The organism is Bacillus sp. NPDC060175, from assembly GCF_042728695.1.
Classification (GTDB): Bacteria; Bacillota; Bacilli; order Bacillales; family Bacillaceae_G; genus Bacillus_A.
The window spans coordinates 109,520-130,389 of the sequence record NZ_JBHWYR010000003.1 but is presented as its reverse complement, the minus strand read 5'-3'; the positions used below and the strand labels follow the sequence as shown (position 1 = coordinate 130,389).

At 37.9% G+C, this 20,870-nt stretch carries 21 protein-coding genes; 17 read left to right on the top strand and 4 right to left on the bottom strand.

Translation table 11 applies throughout. From position 1 onward, the window contains the following. The first annotated feature begins 189 nt into the window (after window positions 1-189). The 6 genes from ftsE (at window position 190) to ACFWDE_RS02900 (ending at window position 6,830) form a co-directional block, all read left to right on the top strand. Window positions 190-876 carry a cell division ATP-binding protein FtsE gene (ftsE, locus tag ACFWDE_RS02925; protein WP_377889899.1) on the top strand — a complete coding sequence of 229 codons (687 nt, stop codon included), beginning with the start codon at window positions 190-192 and terminating at the stop codon, window positions 874-876. Further along, a complete protein-coding gene (gene ftsX, locus ACFWDE_RS02920) occupies window positions 866-1,759 on the top strand; it encodes a permease-like cell division protein FtsX (protein ID WP_002112857.1) in 894 nt (297 codons plus the stop codon). Before ftsE ends, ftsX begins: the two co-directional genes overlap by 11 nt. A gap of 118 nt (window positions 1,760-1,877) precedes the next feature. Further along, window positions 1,878-3,314, top strand: a complete 1,437-nt coding sequence (locus ACFWDE_RS02915) for a S41 family peptidase (protein ID WP_483861741.1) — start codon at window positions 1,878-1,880, stop codon at window positions 3,312-3,314. Between the two features lie 110 nt (window positions 3,315-3,424). Further along, a complete protein-coding gene (locus ACFWDE_RS02910; RefSeq protein ID WP_377889896.1) occupies window positions 3,425-4,609 on the top strand; it encodes a PDZ domain-containing protein in 1,185 nt (394 codons plus the stop codon). Window positions 4,610-4,737: 128 nt separating this feature from the next. Further along, window positions 4,738-6,453, top strand: coding sequence for an ABC transporter ATP-binding protein (locus ACFWDE_RS02905; protein ID WP_377889894.1), 1,716 nt, complete (start codon window positions 4,738-4,740; stop codon window positions 6,451-6,453). Window positions 6,454-6,518: 65 nt separating this feature from the next. Then, entirely contained in the window at window positions 6,519-6,830 is a 312-nt protein-coding gene (locus ACFWDE_RS02900; protein ID WP_219920847.1) for a heavy metal-binding domain-containing protein, read from the top strand. Window positions 6,831-7,036: 206 nt separating this feature from the next. Here the strand turns inward: ACFWDE_RS02900 and abc-f are convergent, their stop codons facing one another. The 4 genes from abc-f to ACFWDE_RS02880 form a co-directional block, all read right to left on the bottom strand. After that, window positions 7,037-8,671 carry a ribosomal protection-like ABC-F family protein gene (gene abc-f, locus ACFWDE_RS02895; RefSeq protein ID WP_377889892.1) on the bottom strand — a complete coding sequence of 545 codons (1,635 nt, stop codon included), beginning with the start codon at window positions 8,669-8,671 and terminating at the stop codon, window positions 7,037-7,039. Window positions 8,672-8,935: 264 nt separating this feature from the next. After that, entirely contained in the window at window positions 8,936-9,481 is a 546-nt protein-coding gene (locus tag ACFWDE_RS02890) for a flavodoxin family protein (protein ID WP_377889890.1), read from the bottom strand. Window positions 9,482-9,485: 4 nt separating this feature from the next. Beyond that, on the bottom strand, window positions 9,486-9,854 hold the full coding sequence (locus tag ACFWDE_RS02885; protein WP_377889888.1) for a MerR family transcriptional regulator: 369 nt from the start codon (window positions 9,852-9,854) through the stop codon (window positions 9,486-9,488). 51 nt (window positions 9,855-9,905) lie between these two features. Beyond that, complete coding sequence (locus ACFWDE_RS02880; protein ID WP_002144877.1) at window positions 9,906-10,799, bottom strand: LysR family transcriptional regulator; 894 nt, start codon at window positions 10,797-10,799, stop codon at window positions 9,906-9,908. A 152-nt stretch (window positions 10,800-10,951) separates the two neighbouring features. Between ACFWDE_RS02880 and ACFWDE_RS02875 the strand changes: the two genes are divergently transcribed. The 11 genes from ACFWDE_RS02875 (at window position 10,952) to uvrA (ending at window position 20,785) form a co-directional block, all read left to right on the top strand. Further along, window positions 10,952-11,974 carry a YeiH family protein gene (locus tag ACFWDE_RS02875; protein ID WP_377889885.1) on the top strand — a complete coding sequence of 341 codons (1,023 nt, stop codon included), beginning with the start codon at window positions 10,952-10,954 and terminating at the stop codon, window positions 11,972-11,974. A 333-nt stretch (window positions 11,975-12,307) separates the two neighbouring features. After that, window positions 12,308-12,505, top strand: a complete 198-nt coding sequence (locus ACFWDE_RS02870) for a helix-turn-helix transcriptional regulator (protein ID WP_002016109.1) — start codon at window positions 12,308-12,310, stop codon at window positions 12,503-12,505. Between the two features lie 11 nt (window positions 12,506-12,516). Beyond that, window positions 12,517-12,906 carry a hypothetical protein gene (locus ACFWDE_RS02865; protein ID WP_377889883.1) on the top strand — a complete coding sequence of 130 codons (390 nt, stop codon included), beginning with the start codon at window positions 12,517-12,519 and terminating at the stop codon, window positions 12,904-12,906. Window positions 12,907-12,924: 18 nt separating this feature from the next. Further along, entirely contained in the window at window positions 12,925-13,146 is a 222-nt protein-coding gene (locus ACFWDE_RS02860) for a hypothetical protein (protein WP_377889881.1), read from the top strand. Continuing rightward, complete coding sequence (locus tag ACFWDE_RS02855) at window positions 13,143-13,535, top strand: ATPase (RefSeq protein ID WP_377889879.1); 393 nt, start codon at window positions 13,143-13,145, stop codon at window positions 13,533-13,535. The genes ACFWDE_RS02860 and ACFWDE_RS02855 overlap by 4 nt, the downstream gene beginning before the upstream one ends. 16 nt (window positions 13,536-13,551) lie before the next feature. Further along, entirely contained in the window at window positions 13,552-13,779 is a 228-nt protein-coding gene (locus ACFWDE_RS02850; protein ID WP_377889877.1) for a hypothetical protein, read from the top strand. A gap of 100 nt (window positions 13,780-13,879) precedes the next feature. Next, a complete protein-coding gene (locus ACFWDE_RS02845) occupies window positions 13,880-14,641 on the top strand; it encodes a MerR family transcriptional regulator (RefSeq protein WP_377889875.1) in 762 nt (253 codons plus the stop codon). Then, window positions 14,638-15,264 (top strand): hypothetical protein, encoded by a 627-nt coding sequence (locus tag ACFWDE_RS02840; protein ID WP_002144886.1) that lies wholly within the window; start codon window positions 14,638-14,640, stop codon window positions 15,262-15,264. The genes ACFWDE_RS02845 and ACFWDE_RS02840 overlap by 4 nt, the downstream gene beginning before the upstream one ends. A gap of 85 nt (window positions 15,265-15,349) precedes the next feature. Next, window positions 15,350-15,781 carry a DUF4362 domain-containing protein gene (locus ACFWDE_RS02835; RefSeq protein WP_377889872.1) on the top strand — a complete coding sequence of 144 codons (432 nt, stop codon included), beginning with the start codon at window positions 15,350-15,352 and terminating at the stop codon, window positions 15,779-15,781. A 151-nt stretch (window positions 15,782-15,932) separates the two neighbouring features. Continuing rightward, window positions 15,933-17,909, top strand: coding sequence for an excinuclease ABC subunit B (gene uvrB, locus ACFWDE_RS02830; protein WP_377889870.1), 1,977 nt, complete (start codon window positions 15,933-15,935; stop codon window positions 17,907-17,909). Window positions 17,910-17,914: 5 nt separating this feature from the next. Continuing rightward, window positions 17,915-20,785 carry an excinuclease ABC subunit UvrA gene (gene uvrA / locus ACFWDE_RS02825; RefSeq protein ID WP_377889868.1) on the top strand — a complete coding sequence of 957 codons (2,871 nt, stop codon included), beginning with the start codon at window positions 17,915-17,917 and terminating at the stop codon, window positions 20,783-20,785. The last annotated feature ends 85 nt before the right edge of the window (window positions 20,786-20,870 follow it).

Here is a 20,870-nt window from a genome sequence, read left to right as displayed (position 1 = left end):
GATTGATGTTACAATGGGGTTTGTAGAATTTTGATGAAATATATTACATAGAGTAGCGTTGCTAATAAAAAGCATGTATGGAAGCTACCTTCAACAAGAACGGTCGAGCGAAAATAGAGGTTTTTCTTTTATTTTCAAATGTACAGAAAAGTATTTCGAAAAAAATCATTAAGTATTGGGTGATAAATAATGATAAAAATGACGAATGTTTATAAGGAGTACCCAAATGGTATGAAAGCCATTGCTGGTCTCACAGTTAACATTAAACAAGGTGAATTCGTATACGTAGTTGGACCGAGTGGAGCCGGAAAATCTACATTTATTAAAATGATGTATCGTGAAGAGAAGCCATCTACAGGATCAATTAATGTAAATGGACTTGTAATTGAAACATTAGCAGAAAGAGATGTTCCATATTTCCGTCGTCAATTAGGCGTAATTTTCCAAGATTTTAAATTGCTACCTAAGTTAACGGTATATGAGAATGTTGCGTTTGCTTTAGAAGTAATTGAAGAAGAACCAGATGCGATTCGTGAACGTGTTACAGAAGTGTTAGGTCTTGTAGGTCTAGATGATCGTGCAGATGCACTTCCAAGCGAACTTTCAGGCGGAGAGCAACAACGTGTGGCGATTGCAAGAGCGATTGTAAATAGACCAAAGGTTGTAATTGCTGATGAGCCAACAGGTAACTTAGATATTGAAACAGCGCTTGATATTATGAGCATTTTTAAACGTATTAATGAGCGTGGTACAACGATTGTTATGGCGACACATAACGCAGATATCGTAAATACAATTCGTCATCGTGTAATTGCAATTGAAGGCGGAAGAATTGTTCGAGACGAGATTGAGGGAGGATACGGATATGAAGGCTAAAACCCTTAGTCGACATTTGCGAGAAGGTGTGAAAAATCTATCCCGTAACGGATGGATGACATTTGCTTCTGTAAGTGCAGTAACAGTTACGTTATTACTTGTAGGTGTCTTTTTGGCAGCGATTATGAATATGAACCATTTTGCGACGAAAGTAGAGCAAGATGTAGAAATTCGTGTGCATATTGATCCGGCAGCAAAAGAAGCTGATCAAAAGAAATTAGAAGAAGATATGAGTAAAATTGCGAAAGTAGATTCTATTAAATATTCTTCTAAAGAAGAAGAGTTGAAACGTTTAATTAAAAGCTTAGGCGATAGTGGAAAAACGTTCGAGTTATTTGAGCAAGATAATCCACTGAAAGATGTATTTGTTGTAAAGGCGAAAGAACCAACAGATACAGCGGCGATTGCGAAAAAGATTGAGAAAATGCAGTTTGTAAGTAATGTTCAATACGGTAAAGGTCAAGTTGAAAAATTATTTGATACTGTAAAAACTGGTCGTAACATCGGGATTGCGTTAATTGCTGGTCTTCTATTCACAGCGATGTTCTTAATCTCTAACACAATTAAAATTACAATTTATGCTCGTAGTACTGAGATTGAAATTATGAAACTTGTTGGTGCAACAAACTGGTTTATTCGTTGGCCGTTCTTGTTAGAGGGATTATTCCTAGGAGTATTAGGATCAATTATTCCAATTGGCCTAATTTTAGTTATATATAATTCATTGCAAGGTGTGTTTAATGAAAAACTTGGCGGAACAATTTTCGAGCTTCTACCATACAACCCATTCGTATTCCAATTAGCTGGTTTATTAGTGTTAATCGGTGCATTAATCGGTATGTGGGGAAGTGTAATGTCAATTCGTCGCTTCTTAAAAGTATAAAAAGTTGCAAACATAATTCGTACAAGCTTATCATATAGTAGAAATAGGTAAAGGCATCACACATCGTGTGATGCCTTTTGCTACACCACCTGTGTGTTCTGGAAAGGGGAATTCCGCATTGAAACGTAGAGTTGCAATTATTGGAATGGTTGTTGCATTTTTAATTGGTGCTGGCGGGATGTTTGGTGGTATGTACTGGTTTGGGATAAACCCAGCGTATGTAACGCAAACAGTATCGAATGGTAATGCTGGCATAGCGCAAGGGAATTTGGCAAAGATTAATGAGGCGTATGCACTAATTGATTCACGTTATGTGGAAGACGTGAAAGACGACAAGTTAGTCGAAGGTGCGATACAAGGAATGTTGTCTACGCTGAAGGACCCTTATTCCACGTATATGGATAAAGAAACGGCAAAACAGTTTAGTCAGTCACTAGATCCTGAACTTGAAGGGATTGGAGCTGAAGTAAACAAGACGGACGGTAAGCTTATTATCGTATCGCCAATTAAAGGTTCACCAGCAGAAAAAATAGGAATTAAACCGAATGACCAAATTTTATCTGTAGATGGAAATAGTGTGAAAGATTTATCACGTGAAGAAGCAGTATTAAAAATTCGTGGTAAAAAAGGAACGACTGTTGCAATTGAAATTAAGCGCGCAGGAGTGGCTGATCCGATAGAATTTAAAATTAAGCGTGAAAAGATTCCGATTTTCACTGTATTTAGTTCAGTAAAGCAAGAGAGCGGAAAAGACATCGGTTATATGCAAATTACTTCTTTCGCTGAAAATACTGCGAAAGAATTTAAGGATCAGTTAAAAGAGTTAGAGAAGAAACATATAGCAGGCTTAGTTATTGACGTACGTGGCAATCCTGGTGGCTATTTAAATAGTGTAGAAGACATACTAGGAGACATCATGACAGATAAAAAGCCAATGCTACAAGTAGAACAGCGAAATGGTGAGAAGAAGAAATTCTCTACGGAACTGAAAGAAAGAAAGTCATATCCAATTTCAGTATTAATTGATAATGGAAGTGCTTCTGCTTCAGAGATTTTAGCGGGTGCGCTAAAAGAGGGAGAAGGATACGATTTAATTGGTGAAAAAACGTTTGGTAAAGGTACTGTCCAACAAGCTGTTCCATTTAAAGATGGTAGCAATATTAAATTAACAATGTTTAAATGGTTAACACCAGATGGCAATTGGATTCATAAAAAAGGAATCGCGCCAACTGTAGAAGTGAAGCAACCAGCTTATTATCATGCGACACCAATTCAAATTGAAAAGACACTTTCATACAATTCAAATGATGTACAAGTAAAACATGCGCAAGAAATGCTTAAGAGCTTAGGATATGTACCAGGACGTGAAGATGGATACTTTAGCAAAGAGACAGAATCAGCACTAAAAGCATTCCAAAATGCGAATGAGATGGAAGCAACAGGACAACTCGATAAAAAGACAGCTGAAGCGCTTCAAACTAAAATTATTGAAAAAATCCGTTCTGGAGAAAATGATTTACAATTACAGACGGCATTGAAATTAATAGCGAAATAAGAAAGAATACAGGCACTTTGATGCCTGTATTTTTTATGTGTTAAACAAACATTTCTTTAGTTATGATAAGATAAAAAGAAAAAATGATATAAATGGTGGTGAATGAATTCGTGGAGGCATGGCTTTTTGAAATACTACGAGCAGTTGGACGTTTTTTCTTACACCCTGCTGTCTATGTATTTTTAATTAGTAGTATCTTCGTTGGATACTTACGTATATTACGAGAACGAAAAGATTTTTCTTTTAAAGTATATGATATTTGGTTTGAACTACGAACAACTCTATTTGCAGGTATTGGGTACGGATTAATCGTATCTATTATTACGATTGGACTCGGGCTTGTTGTTTCAAAAGCGAGTTTATGGGCAATTTTACTTTGGACGTTATTATTTGGATTAACTGCTATGTATCGATATTTATCTGTAGCTTATACTTTCGGAATCGCTATTGCACTCGTGTTGTTATCGTCTAAGATGCCAGTTTCCTTCTTACAGCTTGGAGAAGGTGAAGAGGATACGATTGTATCCCTTGCTATTTTACTAGGCGTTATGCTCGTTGTAGAGGGGTTATTAATCTCTAAAAATGCAGTGCGATATTCTACGCCGAAAATTAAAAAGGGTAAGCGTGGTTTGAGAATTGGACTACATGAATCAAATCGTTTATGGCTTGTGCCAGTATTTATTCTTATACCAGGAGACGCGGTGACAGGATTCATTTCTTGGTGGCCTGTCGTTTCAATAGGTTCGACTACATATTCTTTATTCCTTGTTCCATTTTTAATTGGATTTATGAGAAAGATTAGAAGTTATGAGCCGACGGAAGCTTTATTATTTACAGGAAGACGTGTTTATGGATTAGCAGGACTCGTACTCGTTTTAGGTGTCGCAAGTTACTGGTGGCACGTACTCGCAATTATCGCGATGGGAGTCGCAATGCTTGGGCGCTTTACAATCTCGATGCAAGAGAAAATTGCAGACGAGAAAAGACCAGCATACTTTGCCGCACGTAATGATGGACTTGTTGTGTTAGATACAATTCCGAATACAATTGGGGCGGAAATGAATTTAAAGCCTGGAGAAGTTATTACGAAAGTAAATGGAATCATTCCAAGAAGTACCGAAGATTTTTATGACGCGCTTCAAACGAAGACGACAGGAGCATTTTGTAAATTAGAAGTAGTAGATACAAATGGTGAGCTTCGTCTTGCTCAAACAGCATTATACGCCGGAGGACATCATGAATTAGGCGTTGTGTTTGTCCAGCAAGAGCATGAGTGGGATTCGGAAGCGATGTAAAATAAAATGGAAACCTTCATCAAACACAGATGAAGGTTTTTTTAGTTTCATAGACGGATAACTTGAATAATTATTTGATAATGGTTATCATTTAGGGAGTCTTTTAATTTGGAAAAGGGAGGAAAAATATGCTACGTAAATTTTTTTCTTACTATAAACCGTACAAAGGTTTATTTATACTCGACTTTTCTTGCGCGGTTATCGCAGGATTACTCGAACTTGGCTTCCCGCTTATCGTAAATCAATTTATTGATAAGTTATTGCCAGGGCAAAACTGGACGCTTATTTTATGGGCTTGTTTCGGTTTGTTCGTAGTTTATGTGTTAAATGCAGGTTTGCAATACGTTGTTACATATTGGGGACATATGCTTGGTATTAACATTGAAACTGATATGAGACAGAAATTATTTGATCACATTCAAAAGCTATCATTCAGATTTTTTGATAATAATAAAACAGGTCATTTAATTTCACGTCTTACAAACGATTTAATGGAAATTGGGGAAATTGCTCACCATGGACCAGAAGATTTATTCATTGCCATTATGACTTTAGTCGGAGCATTTTCATTTATGATGATGATTAACTGGAAGTTAGCACTTCTAACATTCTTCGTAATTCCATTCTTATTATGGTTGGCACTTTACTTCAATAAAAAAATGACAGGTACGTTTAGACGTTTATTCTCAGACGTTGCTGATTTCAATGCATGTATCGAGAACAATGTTGGTGGTATCCGCGTTGTACAAGCATTCGGAAATGAAAAGTTTGAGAAAGAGCAATTTGCTGTAAACAATGCTCGTTTCCGTACAACAAAATTAATGGCGTATAAAATTATGGCGTTAAATTCATCGATTAGTTATATGCTCATGCGCCTTGTAACACTCTTTGTATTAATATGTGGTACATGGTTCGTACTGCAAGGTGAATTAACGTACGGTGGATTTATTGGATTCGTTTTATTAACGAATATTTTCTTCCGCCCAATTGAAAAAATTAATGCGGTTATTGAAAGTTATCCGAAAGGAATCGCTGGTTTTAAAAGATATGTAGAACTTCTGGAAACAGAGCCGGATATTGTAGATTCTAAAGATGCAATCGAAGTTAAACATGTACACGGCGATATTCAATACAATAACATCACGTTCGGATATGAAAATAAAGAGCCGATTTTAAAAGATATTAATTTGAAAATACATGCAGGTGAAACAGTTGCTTTCGTTGGGCCATCAGGGGCAGGGAAAACAACACTATGTAGTTTGTTACCGCGTTTTTATGAACACTCATCCGGATCGATTCAAATTGATGGCATTGACACGAAAGAGATGACGTTATCGTCACTTCGTAAGCAAATCGGAATTGTGCAGCAAGATGTTTTCTTATTCTCAGGAACAATTCGTGAAAATATCGCTTACGGAAACTTAAAAGCTTCAGAAGCTGAAATTTGGCAGGCGGTAAAACGTGCCCAGTTGGAGGACTTAATTTACTTGCAACCAGACGGTTTAGAGACAGTTATTGGTGAGCGTGGTGTGAAACTTTCAGGAGGACAAAAGCAGCGTTTAGCAATTGCCCGTATGTTCTTGAAGAACCCGCCAATTTTAATTTTAGATGAAGCAACTTCTGCGCTAGACACAGAGACAGAACTTGCTATCCAAAAATCACTTGCTGAACTATCTGTCGGCCGTACAACATTAGTTATCGCTCACAGGCTTGCAACTATTAAAAATGCAGATCGTATCGTCGTTGTAAATAAAGAAGGTATTGCAGAACAAGGTTCACATGAGGAACTAATTGAGCAAGGCGGAGGATATAGCAGGTTATATGAAGCGCAGTTTAGTTCCTAAATATAATTTCTGCTGAATTAGTGCACCATAAGTGGGTAGAAATCTCATATGGGGGGCTCTAAAGTATGATTGTAACAACAACGTCTACAATTCAAGGAAGAGAAATTATTGAGTATATCGATATCGTGAATGGAGAAGCGATTATGGGTGCGAATATCGTTCGTGACCTTTTTGCCTCTGTCCGTGACGTTGTCGGCGGTCGTGCAGGTGCTTATGAAAGCAAATTAAAAGAAGCGCGCGACATTGCAATGGAAGAGATGAAAACTCTCGCAAGACAAAAAAATGCGAATGCCATCGTTGGTATCGACGTGGATTACGAAGTAGTTCGTGAAGGGATGCTAATGGTTGCGGTGAGCGGGACTGCTGTCCGTATATAAAGTGAAACTTTAATCAGTGGGAGGCATCCCCACTGGTTATCAGCCTTCACCAATCGAGCATTTACTGCCCACAAATAGCAAGATAAAGTGAAAAGCCGTGCTGGTGCACGGCTTTTTGTTATTGTGGTGTCTAATATTATCTTTATGTCGAAGCCGCGATATTTCTTGGGAAATGTGGAAGGTCCCGTCGATATATAGGGAAGACATTAGAGCGCTTCTTTACACCGCTGAATTTGAACTAATAATTTTTCATATTCTTGTTCAAGAAATGTGATGTCATCGTGATGATTGGGTATAGAAATCCGGCTGATGACTTCTGTTAATTTTGTTTGTAATCGCAATAATTCTTGTTCAGTAACGTTTACGGAAGCTTGGGTGGTTCTTTTGATGTATTGCTCGTAATTGCCATGGAATATTCGTGGTTCGCTCTCATCTACTTGTAGAATATGGTTTGCAACAGAACGAATAAAGGCACGGTCATGGCTAATGAAAAGTATAGTGCCGGGATACTCTTGTAACATGCTTTCTAATTCTTCTTGCGTTGCCAAGTCTAAATAGTTTGTCGGTTCGTCGAGCAGAAGCATATTATAGTTTCCTAAAAATACTTTTGCGAGTGCAACCTTCATGCGTTCTCCACCACTTAAGACGTACACAGGTTTATGAACATCTTCACGGCGGAATAGGAGCCTTGCAAGTATTGTTCGAACGAACGATTCTTTATAGTTTGTTTCTTCTAGAACGTTTTCTAAAATTGTTTTATCTGTTTTTAAAATAGATAATGTTTGTTCAAAGTATCCAATTTTACAACTTTTCGAAAGCTGAATGCCACGCTCGTTCGCGAGAAGCATTTTGAACAAAGTTGTTTTCCCGCTTCCGTTTGCCCCTAAAATAGCAAGCTTTGCCCCAGGGACAATTGTTCCATTCATATTTTTAAATAGTGTGCGATCCCCTATTTTCTTCGTTGTTTTATTAAACTGAACAACTGCTTTACTATGAATTGGTGTGTGGTATTGTACGTCAAACTGAGCTTGAGAAAAGTCCTTCGGTTTTTCTTTCTTTTCCAATTTTTCAAGGCGTGTTTCTAGTGCTTTCGCTACTTTACTAACATTTTCTTGCCCATGAGCCCCGCTGCACTTATAAAGTTTAGATTCAGATGAACTGAACCGTGTTGGGATTTTTGTCATGCTAGAAGCACGTTGCTTTCTTTGTGAAATTGACTGTTCTAACCGATTTTTTTCTTGTATATATTGATCATATTCTGCTTGCTTTTGTATTCGCTCACGTTCTTTTTGCTTTCGATAGTTTGAATAATTCCCTTTGTACTCTTGAATAGTACCGTCTTCAACTTCGATGATTTTTGTACATATGGCATCTAAAAGATCACGATCATGCGATATTAAAACAAGTGCACCGTTATAAGATAAAAGTGCCTTTTCTAATTGCTCTGTACCAAACATATCTAAGTGACTTGTTGGCTCATCAGCAAATAGAATGCCTGCATCTTGTTCGAGGGCATGGGCGATCTTTAGGCGCATTCGTTCACCGCCGCTCATTGAATTTGCGACGTTTGAAATATTCCATTTGCCTTTAGCTAGGGAAGAAGCGGTTTCCGGTATCCCCTCGCTAAGCTGTGGAATGATGGCGATAGAACTATGATGAGTTACTGTGCCTTTGTCAGCTTCTATTTCTTTACTTAATATTTGTAATAACGTAGATTTTCCAGCTCCGTTGGCTCCGACAATTCCTATACGATCGTTTGCTTGAATTTCTAGTGATGGTAACGTAAATATGGTGCGATCACCAAAGCTCTTTTCGATATTACGTGCGATTAAAATAGTCATAAAAAAACCTCCCTAGTTTCACTAGAGAGGATAAACGTCGCCCTTCAATGTAAAAATCGTACATAAATAAACGATTTTTTACATGATCGTCTTGAAAGAAAGTATCGACAAATGGACAGACTAATCCTCTGCTAGTTTTCATCATTTTTGTTCACTATTTGTGATGGATGAAATAAATAAGAGAATTAGAACTTCATTGGTCAAAGTACCTTCCTTTCATAATATTATTTTTATTGTATGCGCATACAAATGGATTTGTCAAACTTATTTCTGTGTGCTATTTTTGAATTTATTATTATACAATTGTGCTTTTGCCAGCGCCTCAGCATCGTTCTTGATTTCATCTAGTCCATTCGCATCCCCAATAATATACCCTCCAAATGATGAACCAACAAAATCAAAGATATATTGAAACTGGGCGATAAGCGGCAATGCTTTCAGTTTTGGACTGTCTCCGCCAACGATGACAACGTACATTTTTTTGCCTTTCATTTTTTCTTTGAAATGAAGAGATTTATCACGCAAGCTTTGTGACCAGCGATCAACGAAGTTCTTCATGTGGCCGCTCATTCCGTACCAGTATAGCGGTGTAGCGAAGATAATCGTGTCGTGCTCTAGCATGCGCTCAATTAATTGTTGATAGTCATCATTTACAGGTTGAAATCCTTCTACATCATGTCGCTGATCTATGATTGGATGGACAATATGATCACGCAAGTAAATTTGTTCTGTTTCAATCCCATCAATCACCATATGTGTTAAAGCTTCCGTATTTCCGTTTTGTCTTGAACTGCCATGTATAACAAACATGTAATCATCCCTTTTCATTTTCTTGTTTTAGGAGTGAAACGTGTTTTTGTAAATTCGTTTGAATGTTGGAAAGTAATGAGATTTGCCTTGTTACCTCATCAAGTTTGTCTTCGTAAAGTGCAAGGATACTACTACACGGATTTTCGTAGAGATTTGGCTCGATTTCGAGGCAACGTAGCATTCGTTCTGTTTCTTCTAAATTTAAGCCGATTTGCAAGTACATTTGAATCAGCTCTACTTTTTCGATTGCACTTTCATCAAAATCACGGTAGCCATTTGCTAGGCGTTTCGAAGGGAGTAATCCCTTTTCTTCATAATGTCTTAGTGCCCTTTCGCTAACCCCAGTTTCTTTTGATAACTCCCCAATTCGCAATGCGTTTCACTCCTTTTACATGTATTGTAAACCTTCACACTAATGTGAAGGTCAACTTTGTTTTTTCGCAAAAGAATCTACGTGTTTTAAAAAGACTTGAATAGCTTTAGACGGGATAAAATATTTGCCGCGCACGATGGAGAATGGACGGATTAGCTCTTCGTTCGGAACAGGGATGTGGAATATTTCTTGTGCCAACAGTTCTTTTCGAACAGTCCAATCTGACAGGATAGCGATGCCAAGACCGGCTGCAACGGCTTCCTTCACGCTTTGAATACTGCTAAATGTAAAGAAGCGTTTCATTTTTAAATGATGTTGGTGTATAAAGCGATCGCTATAGGCACGTGTGCCAGAGCCGCTCTCCCTTAATACCCAGACTTGGTCTTGCAATGTATTTTCGTTAATCCCCTTGATATGGAGCAATGGATGGTTTGGCGGGACGACGAGTTTCATTTCATCTTGCATAAAAGTTTCAACATCTACGTCAGCGTATACGACTTGGCCTTCCACTAAGCCGATATCAATTTGATTAGAGCGAAGGCTTTGCAAAACTTCTTCCGTATTTGAGATAAATGTATGAACTTCGACGTGCGGATTTTCATTGGCAAAGCGCGCAAGTATTTTCGGAAGTAAGTATTCGCCAATTGTAAAGCTAGCGCCAATGCGGAGCGTCCCTGTTACGACGTTATGTAGTTCGTTAATTTCTTGTTTTGCATCTTCATAAAGTGAAAGCATTTGCTTTGCATGTATGTATAATATGTTTCCAGCTTCTGTAACTTGGACGTGCTTGGGGGATCTCTGAATAAGTGTAGTCCCAAATTCATTTTCCAAGTTGCGAATGTGCATACTAACGCCGGGTTGTGAAAGGTTTAATAGTTCCGCAGCACGCGAAAAATGTTTTTGTTCAACGACAGTAACAAAGATTTTTAAAATGTCGACGTTCATTTGTTAGGCCCCTTTATTTTTGCTTTTATTTTATCATAAGTATTTCTGATGATAGGGATTCAATATTGATATTAAACTTATTATAAAAACTCTCTTATAATGTAACTAGAAAGAACATGCATGTTCCAATACGATTATTGGGGTGGTACAAAGTGGAACAAACACTTGTTATACAAAAGAAGAAGGGCTTTGGATTTTCACAAGGTATTGGGATTACGTTATTAATCGCAATTGCCGCGAAATATTTAGCAGAGCTTCCATTTTTAAATATTATGGGACAATTAGTAATCGCTATTCTAATCGGAATGGTTTGGCGCGCGGCAATCGGGATTCCTCAAGAAGCGATAGCGGGAACGAACTTTGCGAGTAAGAAGTTGCTTCGCTTTGGGATTATCTTACTTGGAATGCGGTTAAATCTTGTTGATATTGCGAAGGCGGGGCCGAAAGTATTGGTCATCGCAGCGGTTGTTATTACATTTACAATTTTCGTTGTATATGGACTAACGAAAGTATTTAAAGTAGAAAAGAAACTTGGAATTTTAACGGCATGCGGAACGGCGATTTGTGGTGCCGCTGCGGTCGTCGCAATTGCACCGCAAGTGAAAGCGAAGGATGAAGAAACGGCAGTTGGGGCAGCGATTATTGCAATTTTAGGTACAATATTTACACTTATTTATACGCTATTATACCCAGTGCTTGGCTTATCTCCGTACGGTTACGGTGTATTCTCGGGAGCGACGCTGCATGAAATTGCTCACGTAATTGCGGCTGCGGCGCCAGGCGGTAGCACCGCTGTAGACATCGCAGTTATTGTGAAATTAACGCGCGTAGCGATGCTTGTGCCAGTAGCGATTTTAATTGGATTATGGTTTGGTAAGAGCGAGGGAAGCAAGGAAAAAAAATCGTGGCGCGACCTTCCAATTCCTTGGTTCATCTTCGGATTTTTAGCAATGAGTGCGGTGCATTCGCTTGGAATTATCCCAGAAGTTGTTGCCGGATACATTGTAGTAATTGCGTACATGCTTATTGCAATGGCGATGGCAGGGCTAGGTTTAAATGTAGAGTTTAAAACGTTCCGCAAATTAGGAAGTAGGGCATTCGTCGCAGGGCTGATTGGCTCGGTTTGTCTATCGGTTCTTGGATATATTCTTGTATGGGCATTAGGATTCATGTAGTAGGAGGAAGAGGCTGTTCTCAAAGGTATTTGGGGACAGCTTTTTCTTATGCTTATAGTGCTACTGATGTCGGTATTTGTCGGTAAGTCGATATATTTAAAAAATCGCCGATATAAATTGAGTTGCGCTGATATATTTGGAGAATCGCTGATATAAATTAAGTTGCGCCGATATATTCGGAGAATCGCTGATATAAACTTAATTACTATCGTACTTTGTTAGAGAAGGCGTTCAGTGGAATGTTTTTCTAAAATTTGTAAAGATATCTTCACTTATGACTGGAAAATATTTATAATTAAAGTAAAGATATCTTTACTTTCGAAGGTGGAGCCTATGGGTGTGAAAAATAAAATTAAGGAATTACGAAAACAACATCATATAACGCAAATTGAAATGGCAAAGGCGATGCAAGTGACGCGGCAGACAATCGTGGCGATTGAGAACCACCACTATAACCCGAGTCTAGAGTTATCCCTAAAAATCGCCAAATATTTTGGAATGAAGGTAGAGGAAATATTTACGCTGGAGTAAGGGGAGAGAAAATGAACGATACTAAAAAGTTATTTATCGTTGCGACTTTTGGATTATTTTTGGGAGACATTGTAGTTCGTATTATGAATCCAGCTATACCAATTTTACCGCTCGTAGTTAGTAACGTTTTAGCAATTGTATTTCTGATATTGTATACGAATTACAAAAAGCGTAAGTACAAAAAAGAAGAACTTCCAGATATAGATGAGCGAGTAAATGAAAATGTAAAAAAGTATGTAAATGTCTCATTTATATTCGCGTTTATTTTACTTATAGTTTATATTGTTGCGAGCAAAGGAATAGGAAGGGCTGTTATACCGATTCCAGAAATATTTATTGTATGTAGTTTCTTATTTGCTGGTAGTCTCATCATAGGAGTAATGGCGGGAAAACGAGCATAGCGATAGGAGTAATGAAAAATGCAAGACGAGTTTGAGAGATTTCAGTCGAATAAAGCGTTTAAATATGTAGGAGTATTTTTAGTAATTAGTTTAGCGATATGGAGTTTGTATAATTTAATTGTTTACAGAAGTGCTGGCATGCCGTTTTTTTTATTTGTACTAGGGCAGTTTGTTTATTTCTTTGTGAACTATTGGCCGAAATGGAAATATAGAAATAGTAAAGAAGCTGATCGTGTATGAATAAGCATGATGTTATAAAGTTTATCGGTAGTTTATCGTTAGCAAGTTTGATCTTGAATGTGAGTTTAATGATTTTAAGTATTTCATGGGAAGCAATGTTTATATCGAATGTGGCGTTAGTTATTTTATATGGAATTTCGGAATATAGAGAGCAAAAGCACTTGAAAGAAGAGGGAGTACCATCGGTTGATGAGAGAGTTGTAAGTAAGATGAAGTCATATTTTACGATTTGTATTACAAGCTGCGTTTTTTTGTTCATTATGTATCTTTGTGTAAATAAGTATTTAGATAGGCAAGTAGTACATGTAAATGAGTTATTATATATTGCTATTTTTGGTTTACTAATGAGTATGGCATCGACGAGTGTGTTAGCAACAAGAAATAAATAGAAAAAGGGGAACTGGGATGGGATTATCGGTGTTATGTGTCGCTACGGCTATATTTGCACTTTTGTGGGGGATGCAAAACTTCTCGCGCAATCCAGGGCCAAGTGTATGTATTATGATTGGTGCTGTAGGTTTATCATACTATTTATTAATGTTAGCGGATTACCATAAAACAGCAACAAGTGTTGTTGTTGGGGCAATTATTTTATCTTGTGGACGTGCTATACAAAAGGGGTTACTTCCATAAAAGCTGTTTATACAAAAGGTATAAATAGCTTTTTGTATTTTTTTTACAAACTACTTGAAAGTTACGTTACGTCACCTTTTATAATGAAGGAGAAGAGGTGATGGAGTTGATTTCAATTCAAGAACTAACGAGGGAAACAGGGGTTACAGTAAGGACGTTACGTTATTATGATCAAATCGATTTATTAAAGCCGAGTGGAAAAACTGATGGGGGACATCGGTTATATAGCGAGAGAGATGTTGTTCGTTTGCAGCAAATTTTATTTTTAAAAGAAATGGGTTTTTCATTAAAAGAGATTACGAATATGTTAGTAAAAGGTGAACTTAATTTAAAAGACTCACTTGAAAAGCAACTTAGATTTGTACAGGAGGAACAAAAGAAATTCAATCGAATGGAGCGTGTTTTACAAGCCGTTGTTTATTCGGTAGATGTGGAGGGAGAACTGGATTGGAAAGTTATGTTTGAACTCATTCAGCTTTCGAAACAGTCGCCTCGCATACGTGAAATATTCCAAAATGAAGTTTTTTCTAAGGAAGAACAAAAGTTGCTTCACAATTTGCCAAATATGAGTGAGGAAGATCCGAATGTGTTAGAGTGGATAGATTTATTAAAGCAATTACGTAATTTTATGAAAGACGGTAAGGAAGCGGCAAGTGATGAGGTACAAGAGGCAACGAAGAAATTAATGCAGAAGTGTTTAGAGATGGCAAATGGTGATGAATCGTTTTTAGATAAGCTATGGGAAGTTAGAAAATCGAAGGATGATTCACAGAAAATGAGTATGTATCCAATTGAGGAAGAGCTTCTATTATATATGGATGAGGCTTTTCGTATATATGACGAAAGGGAGAGGGATAAATGAGTATACTCGCAGAATATCGTTGGTATTTTTTAATTGGGGCAGAGATTGTATTTTGGTTATCGGCTATCGGATTCTTTTTACTTCGTTATGGGTTCCGTTTGAAAAAGGCGAGTTTTATTATGGGGATTGTGCTACTCGTAAATGAAGTGTTTATTTTAACATTAGGGGTAGTCGATTATTATCAAACAGGAAAGTTCTCTAACTTTCAGATCATTACTGTCATTATTTTATTATATGCGGTCTTCTACGGGAAAAAGGATTTGAAGAAGCTTGATATATTTGTACAAAAATTAGTTGCGAAATGGAGGAATGAACCAGCGCCTATTATTGAAGAACAGGTAGAATTAACAGGTATGGCCTATGCAAAGCAGGAAATGAAAAATTGGGTATTACATCTTGTTTTATTCGTTGGTGTTCATATATTCTTTTTCTTCGCGTATGGATTTATTCCATTTGAACAATGGGGCAATTGGTTAGAGTCAGGAATCGTTTTAAATAAAGCTGCAAGTCGTGTGAGCCAAGTGTGGGCTATTATTCTTTTAGCGGATACTGCAATTTCATTTTCATATGTTATTTTTCCGAAGAAGGAGAAAGGGAAAAGAGATACTACTTTCATAAGATGAGAGTAGTTTTTTCTTGATAAAAGGTTCGGTGAAAGAGAGTATAGAACTTTTTAATTGTGTATACAAATAGTTTGAATAGGAGAGGATGACAATAGGAAAAAGAGCGAGTTTCATATGTGTTTTCTTCTTCAGTTTAGTAGCATGTTCACAATCTAGCAGTACAGTTGATGAGAAGGATGATATCATTGCGAAAAGGACAGGGATTTCTAATCTATACAAATTTGAAAAGTTTGTTTTGAACGTTGAACAAGGAAAAGTTGATGAAATAAGGATTGTAAATTATACACATGAAGGCGATCCGATCTTTCAAACGTTAGAACATAGTGGAAAAGAGATACGTCATATTTTAGATAATAGACGAGATGAATTAGCAGGTGATAATAAAGGTGTTCAGTCTGATAGTTGTAAAAGAATAGTCAAAGAAGTTCGTGAAGTGGATATAAGGTATAGGTTGATAGATTGTATGAATGAAGACGGACGAAATGGATATGATTTGTTAGATGAGCCATTAAAATAAATTAGAGAGAGGAAGGAAGTATGTACTCCTTCCTTTTTTATGTATATATTGTCGAAAATTTTACCGAATATCTGTTCGTTTTTTTAGGTTTTTTATGAGCATTCGTGGTAAAATAATAATACAGATTTTTTATGAGGAGGTCGGATTTCACTTGGAACATCAATTTGAAATTATCTCAGAGTATTCCCCGCAAGGTGATCAGCCGGGAGCGATAGAGAAGCTTGTAGAGGGAATTAATAGTGGAAAGAAAAAGCAAGTGTTGCTTGGAGCGACAGGAACGGGTAAGACATTTACGATTTCAAATGTCATTAAAGAGGTGCAGAAGCCAACGCTTGTAATGGCTCATAATAAAACGTTAGCAGGACAGTTATATAGTGAGCTGAAAGATTTCTTTCCTAACAATTCTGTGGAGTATTTTGTTAGTTATTACGATTATTATCAGCCGGAAGCGTACGTGCCACATACGGATACGTTTATTGAAAAAGATGCGCAAATTAACGATGAAATTGATAAATTACGCCACTCGGCAACGTCTTCCTTATTTGAACGAGATGATGTTATTATCGTTGCGAGTGTGTCGTGCATATACGGTTTAGGTTCTCCAGAAGAATACCGCGAGTTAGTTGTCTCACTTCGGGTTGGTATGGAAAAGGACCGCAATCAATTGCTTCGTGAACTTGTTGATGTACAGTATGGCCGTAATGATATTGATTTCAAGCGTGGTACATTCCGTGTGCGCGGAGATGTAGTTGAAATCTTCCCGGCATCACTTGATGAGCATTGTATTCGAATTGAATTTTTCGGGGATGAAATTGATCGTATTCGAGAAGTAAATGCATTAACGGGTGAAGTATTAGCAGAACGTGATCATGTAGCAATCTTCCCGGCATCTCACTTCGTTACACGTGAAGAAAAGCTGAAGGTCGCTATTGAAAATATAGAAAAAGAATTAGAAGCGCGTTTAAAAGAATTAAATGATAATGGTAAATTGTTAGAAGCGCAGCGTATAGAACAGCGAACACGTTATGATTTAGAAATGATGCGTGAGATGGGTTTTTGTTCAGGGATTGAAAACTATTCCCGTCATTTAACACTTCGTCCAGCAGGTTCAACACCATATACACTTTTGGACTATTTTCCAGAGGATTTCTTAATTGTTATGGATGAGTCGCACGTATCGGTTCCGCAAGTAAGAGCGATGTATAACGGGGACCAAGCACGTAAGCAAGTGCTTGTGGAGCATGGATTCCGTCTGCCATCAGCTTTAGATAATAGACCGCTCACGTTTGATGAGTTTGAAGAGAAAACGAATCAAGTTATTTACGTTTCGGCAACGCCAGGACCGTACGAGTTAGAGCATTCACCGGAAGTAGTAGAACAAATTATTCGTCCAACAGGGCTTTTAGATCCACCAATTGATATACGACCAATTGAAGGACAAATAGATGATTTATTAGGAGAAATCCATGACCGGATTGCGAAAAATGAACGTGTATTAATTACAACTTTAACGAAAAAAATGTCAGAGGATTTAACAGATTACTTAAAAGATGTAGGAATTAAAGTGAACTATCTTCACTCTGAAATTAAAACGTTAGAACGTATTGAAATTATTCGTGACCTTCGCCTTGGTAAGTTTGATGTACTTGTCGGTATTAACTTATTACGAGAAGGATTAGATATTCCGGAAGTATCACTTGTAGCTATTTTAGATGCTGATAAGGAAGGATTCCTACGTTCAGAGCGTTCATTAATTCAAACAATTGGTCGTGCGGCACGTAATGAAAATGGACGCGTTATTATGTACGCAGATCGCATAACGAGATCAATGGGAATTGCGATTGAAGAAACGCAGCGTCGTCGCCAGTTGCAAGAAGCTTACAATAAAGAGCATGGTATTACGCCGAAGACGATTCAAAAAGGAGTACGTGACGCTATTCGTGCGACAACAGCAGCTGAGGATACGGAAACATATGAAGCATCACCAGCTAAGAAGATGACGAAAAAAGAACGTGAAAATACAATTGCGAAGATGGAAGCAGAGATGAAGGAAGCAGCAAAAGCGTTAGATTTCGAGCGTGCAGCTGAATTAAGAGATTTACTACTAGAATTAAAAGCGGAAGGGTGAAAAGAGTGAGTAAAGATTTTATTGTTGTAAAAGGTGCTAGAGCGCATAATTTAAAAAATATTGACGTAACCATTCCGAGAAATCAACTTGTTGTTGTGACGGGATTGTCTGGTTCAGGGAAATCATCGTTAGCATTCGATACGATTTATGCAGAAGGGCAGCGTAGATACGTGGAATCTTTATCCGCGTATGCACGCCAGTTTTTAGGGCAAATGGATAAGCCGGATGTTGATACGATTGAAGGTTTATCTCCAGCGATTTCAATTGATCAAAAAACGACGAGTCGTAATCCTCGTTCAACGGTTGGAACGGTAACAGAGATTTATGATTATTTACGTTTATTATTCGCGCGAATTGGTACGCCGATTTGTCCGAATCATGGAATTGAAATTACATCACAAACAGTGGAACAGATGGTAGACCGTGTTCTTGAATATCCTGAACGTACGAAGTTGCAAGTGCTAGCGCCTATCGTGTCAGGGCGTAAAGGTACGCATGTGAAAGTATTAGAAGATATTAAGAAGCAAGGTTATGTTCGTGTGCGCGTTAATGGAGAGATGCTGGATGTATCTGAAGAGATTACTTTAGAAAAAAATAAGAAGCATTCAATTGAAGTTGTTATTGACCGTATTGTTGTGAAAGAAGGAATTGCAAGCCGACTTGCAGATTCACTCGAAAGTGCTTTAAAGCTTGGCGGGGGCCGAGTTTTAATCGATGTAATGGGAGAGGAAGAACTTCTGTTTAGTGAACATCATGCTTGTCCACATTGTGGTTTTTCAATCGGAGAATTAGAGCCGCGTATGTTCTCGTTCAATAGTCCGTTCGGCGCATGTCCTTCTTGTGATGGACTTGGCTCAAAGTTAGAGGTAGATTTAGAGCTTGTTATTCCGAACTGGGATTTATCATTAAATGAACATGCGATTGCTCCGTGGGAACCGACAAGTTCACAATATTACCCACAACTTTTACAATCCATATGTAATCACTATGGCGTTGATATGGATATGCCGGTGAAAGATATACCGAAAGATTTATTTGATAAAGTGTTGTACGGAAGCGGGGAAGAGAAGGTTTATTTCCGCTATGTGAATGAATTTGGTCAAGTGAAAGAAAATGAGATTTTATTTGAAGGTGTTATTCCGAATATCGAGCGTCGTTATCGTGAGACGAGTTCGGATTATGTTCGTGAGCAAATGGAGAAATATATGGCAGAGCAAGCTTGTCCGAAGTGTAAAGGCGGACGCTTAAAGCCTGAGAGTTTAGCTGTTTTCGTTGGTGATAAAACGATTGCCGATGTAACGAAATATTCTGTTCAAGAAGTACAGGAATTCTTCTCAACTGTTGAGCTAACTGAGAAACAACAGAAAATTGCTCATTTAATTTTAAGAGAAATTCAGGAGCGCGTTGGGTTCTTAGTGAACGTCGGTTTAGATTATTTAACGTTAAGTCGTGCCGCAGGAACTTTATCAGGTGGTGAGGCGCAGCGTATTCGTTTAGCGACACAAATTGGTTCGCGCCTTACTGGTGTACTTTACATTCTTGATGAGCCTTCTATCGGTTTGCATCAGCGTGATAATGATCGTCTTATTCGTACATTGCAGGAAATGCGTGACTTAGGAAATACGTTAATCGTTGTTGAGCATGATGAAGATACGATGATGGCTGCTGATTATTTACTTGATATCGGACCTGGTGCAGGTATTCATGGTGGTCAAGTTGTATCAGCGGGTACACCAGCTGAAGTTATGCAAGACGAGAATTCATTAACAGGGAAATATTTAAGCGGTAAAGAGTTTATTCCGGTACCACTTGAGAGACGTAAAGGTGACGGACGTAAAGTGGAGATTATCGGTGCGAAAGAAAATAACTTAAAGAATGCGAAGATGTCATTCCCTCTAGGAACATTTGTAGCAGTAACAGGCGTATCTGGCTCTGGAAAAAGTACGATAATTAATGAAGTGCTATACAAATCGTTAGCTCAAAAGCTATATAAGGCGAAAGCGAAGCCAGGGGCTCATAAAGAAATTAAAGGTCTTGAGCAGTTAGATAAAGTTATTGATATTGATCAATCACCAATCGGGCGTACACCGCGTTCCAATCCAGCAACATATACGGGTGTATTTGATGATATTCGTGATGTATTTGCGCAAACGAATGAAGCGAAAGTACGTGGATATCAAAAAGGACGTTTCAGCTTTAACGTAAAGGGTGGCCGTTGTGAAGCGTGCCGCGGTGATGGAATTATTAAAATTGAAATGCATTTCTTACCAGACGTGTATGTTCCGTGTGAAGTTTGTCACGGTAAACGTTATAATCGTGAAACGTTAGAAGTGAAATATAAAGATAAGAATATTTCTGAAGTGTTAGGGATGACAATTGAAGATGGGGTAGAGTTCTTTGCTAATATCCCGAAAATTAAGCGTAAACTTCAAACGCTTGTAGATGTAGGGCTTGGTTATATGAAATTAGGACAACCAGCTACGACGTTATCAGGTGGTGAGGCGCAGCGTGTGAAATTAGCTTCTGAATTACATCGTCGTTCTACAGGGCGTACGTTATACATTTTAGATGAGCCAACGACTGGCTTACATGCACATGATATTGCACGTCTTCTAGAAGTGTTGCAACGTCTTGTTGAGAGTGGCGAGACGGTACTTGTAATTGAGCATAATTTAGATGTTATTAAAACAGCTGATTATATTATTGACCTTGGACCAGAAGGCGGAGACAAAGGCGGACAAATCGTTGCTTCAGGAACGCCAGAGCAGGTAGTAAAAGAAGAACGCTCGTATACAGGTAAGTATTTAAAAGAGATTTTAAATCGTGATAAAGCAAGAATGAAAGAGAAGATAAAAGAAGTAGAATTATCGCAATAAGTTTATTTATGAAAACCGAGTGGGAAGTACACTCGGTTTTTATTTTGCAAAGGAAAACTGGTAAGAGTGTTAGTAGGTATACAAG

Coding starts and splice junctions, on each gene's coding strand:
- ftsE (WP_377889899.1), top strand. CDS start 190: ATGATAAAAATGACGAATGTTTATAAGGAGTACCCAAATGGTATGAAA.
- ftsX (WP_002112857.1), top strand. CDS start 866: ATGAAGGCTAAAACCCTTAGTCGACATTTGCGAGAAGGTGTGAAAAAT.
- ACFWDE_RS02905 (WP_377889894.1), top strand. CDS start 4,738: ATGCTACGTAAATTTTTTTCTTACTATAAACCGTACAAAGGTTTATTT.
- ACFWDE_RS02900 (WP_219920847.1), top strand. CDS start 6,519: ATGATTGTAACAACAACGTCTACAATTCAAGGAAGAGAAATTATTGAG.
- abc-f (WP_377889892.1), bottom strand. CDS start 8,671: ATGACTATTTTAATCGCACGTAATATCGAAAAGAGCTTTGGTGATCGC.
- ACFWDE_RS02890 (WP_377889890.1), bottom strand. CDS start 9,481: ATGTTTGTTATACATGGCAGTTCAAGACAAAACGGAAATACGGAAGCT.
- ACFWDE_RS02880 (WP_002144877.1), bottom strand. CDS start 10,799: ATGAACGTCGACATTTTAAAAATCTTTGTTACTGTCGTTGAACAAAAA.
- ACFWDE_RS02870 (WP_002016109.1), top strand. CDS start 12,308: ATGGGTGTGAAAAATAAAATTAAGGAATTACGAAAACAACATCATATA.
- ACFWDE_RS02865 (WP_377889883.1), top strand. CDS start 12,517: ATGAACGATACTAAAAAGTTATTTATCGTTGCGACTTTTGGATTATTT.
- ACFWDE_RS02860 (WP_377889881.1), top strand. CDS start 12,925: ATGCAAGACGAGTTTGAGAGATTTCAGTCGAATAAAGCGTTTAAATAT.
- ACFWDE_RS02855 (WP_377889879.1), top strand. CDS start 13,143: ATGAATAAGCATGATGTTATAAAGTTTATCGGTAGTTTATCGTTAGCA.
- ACFWDE_RS02850 (WP_377889877.1), top strand. CDS start 13,552: ATGGGATTATCGGTGTTATGTGTCGCTACGGCTATATTTGCACTTTTG.
- ACFWDE_RS02845 (WP_377889875.1), top strand. CDS start 13,880: ATGGAGTTGATTTCAATTCAAGAACTAACGAGGGAAACAGGGGTTACA.
- ACFWDE_RS02840 (WP_002144886.1), top strand. CDS start 14,638: ATGAGTATACTCGCAGAATATCGTTGGTATTTTTTAATTGGGGCAGAG.
- ACFWDE_RS02835 (WP_377889872.1), top strand. CDS start 15,350: ATGACAATAGGAAAAAGAGCGAGTTTCATATGTGTTTTCTTCTTCAGT.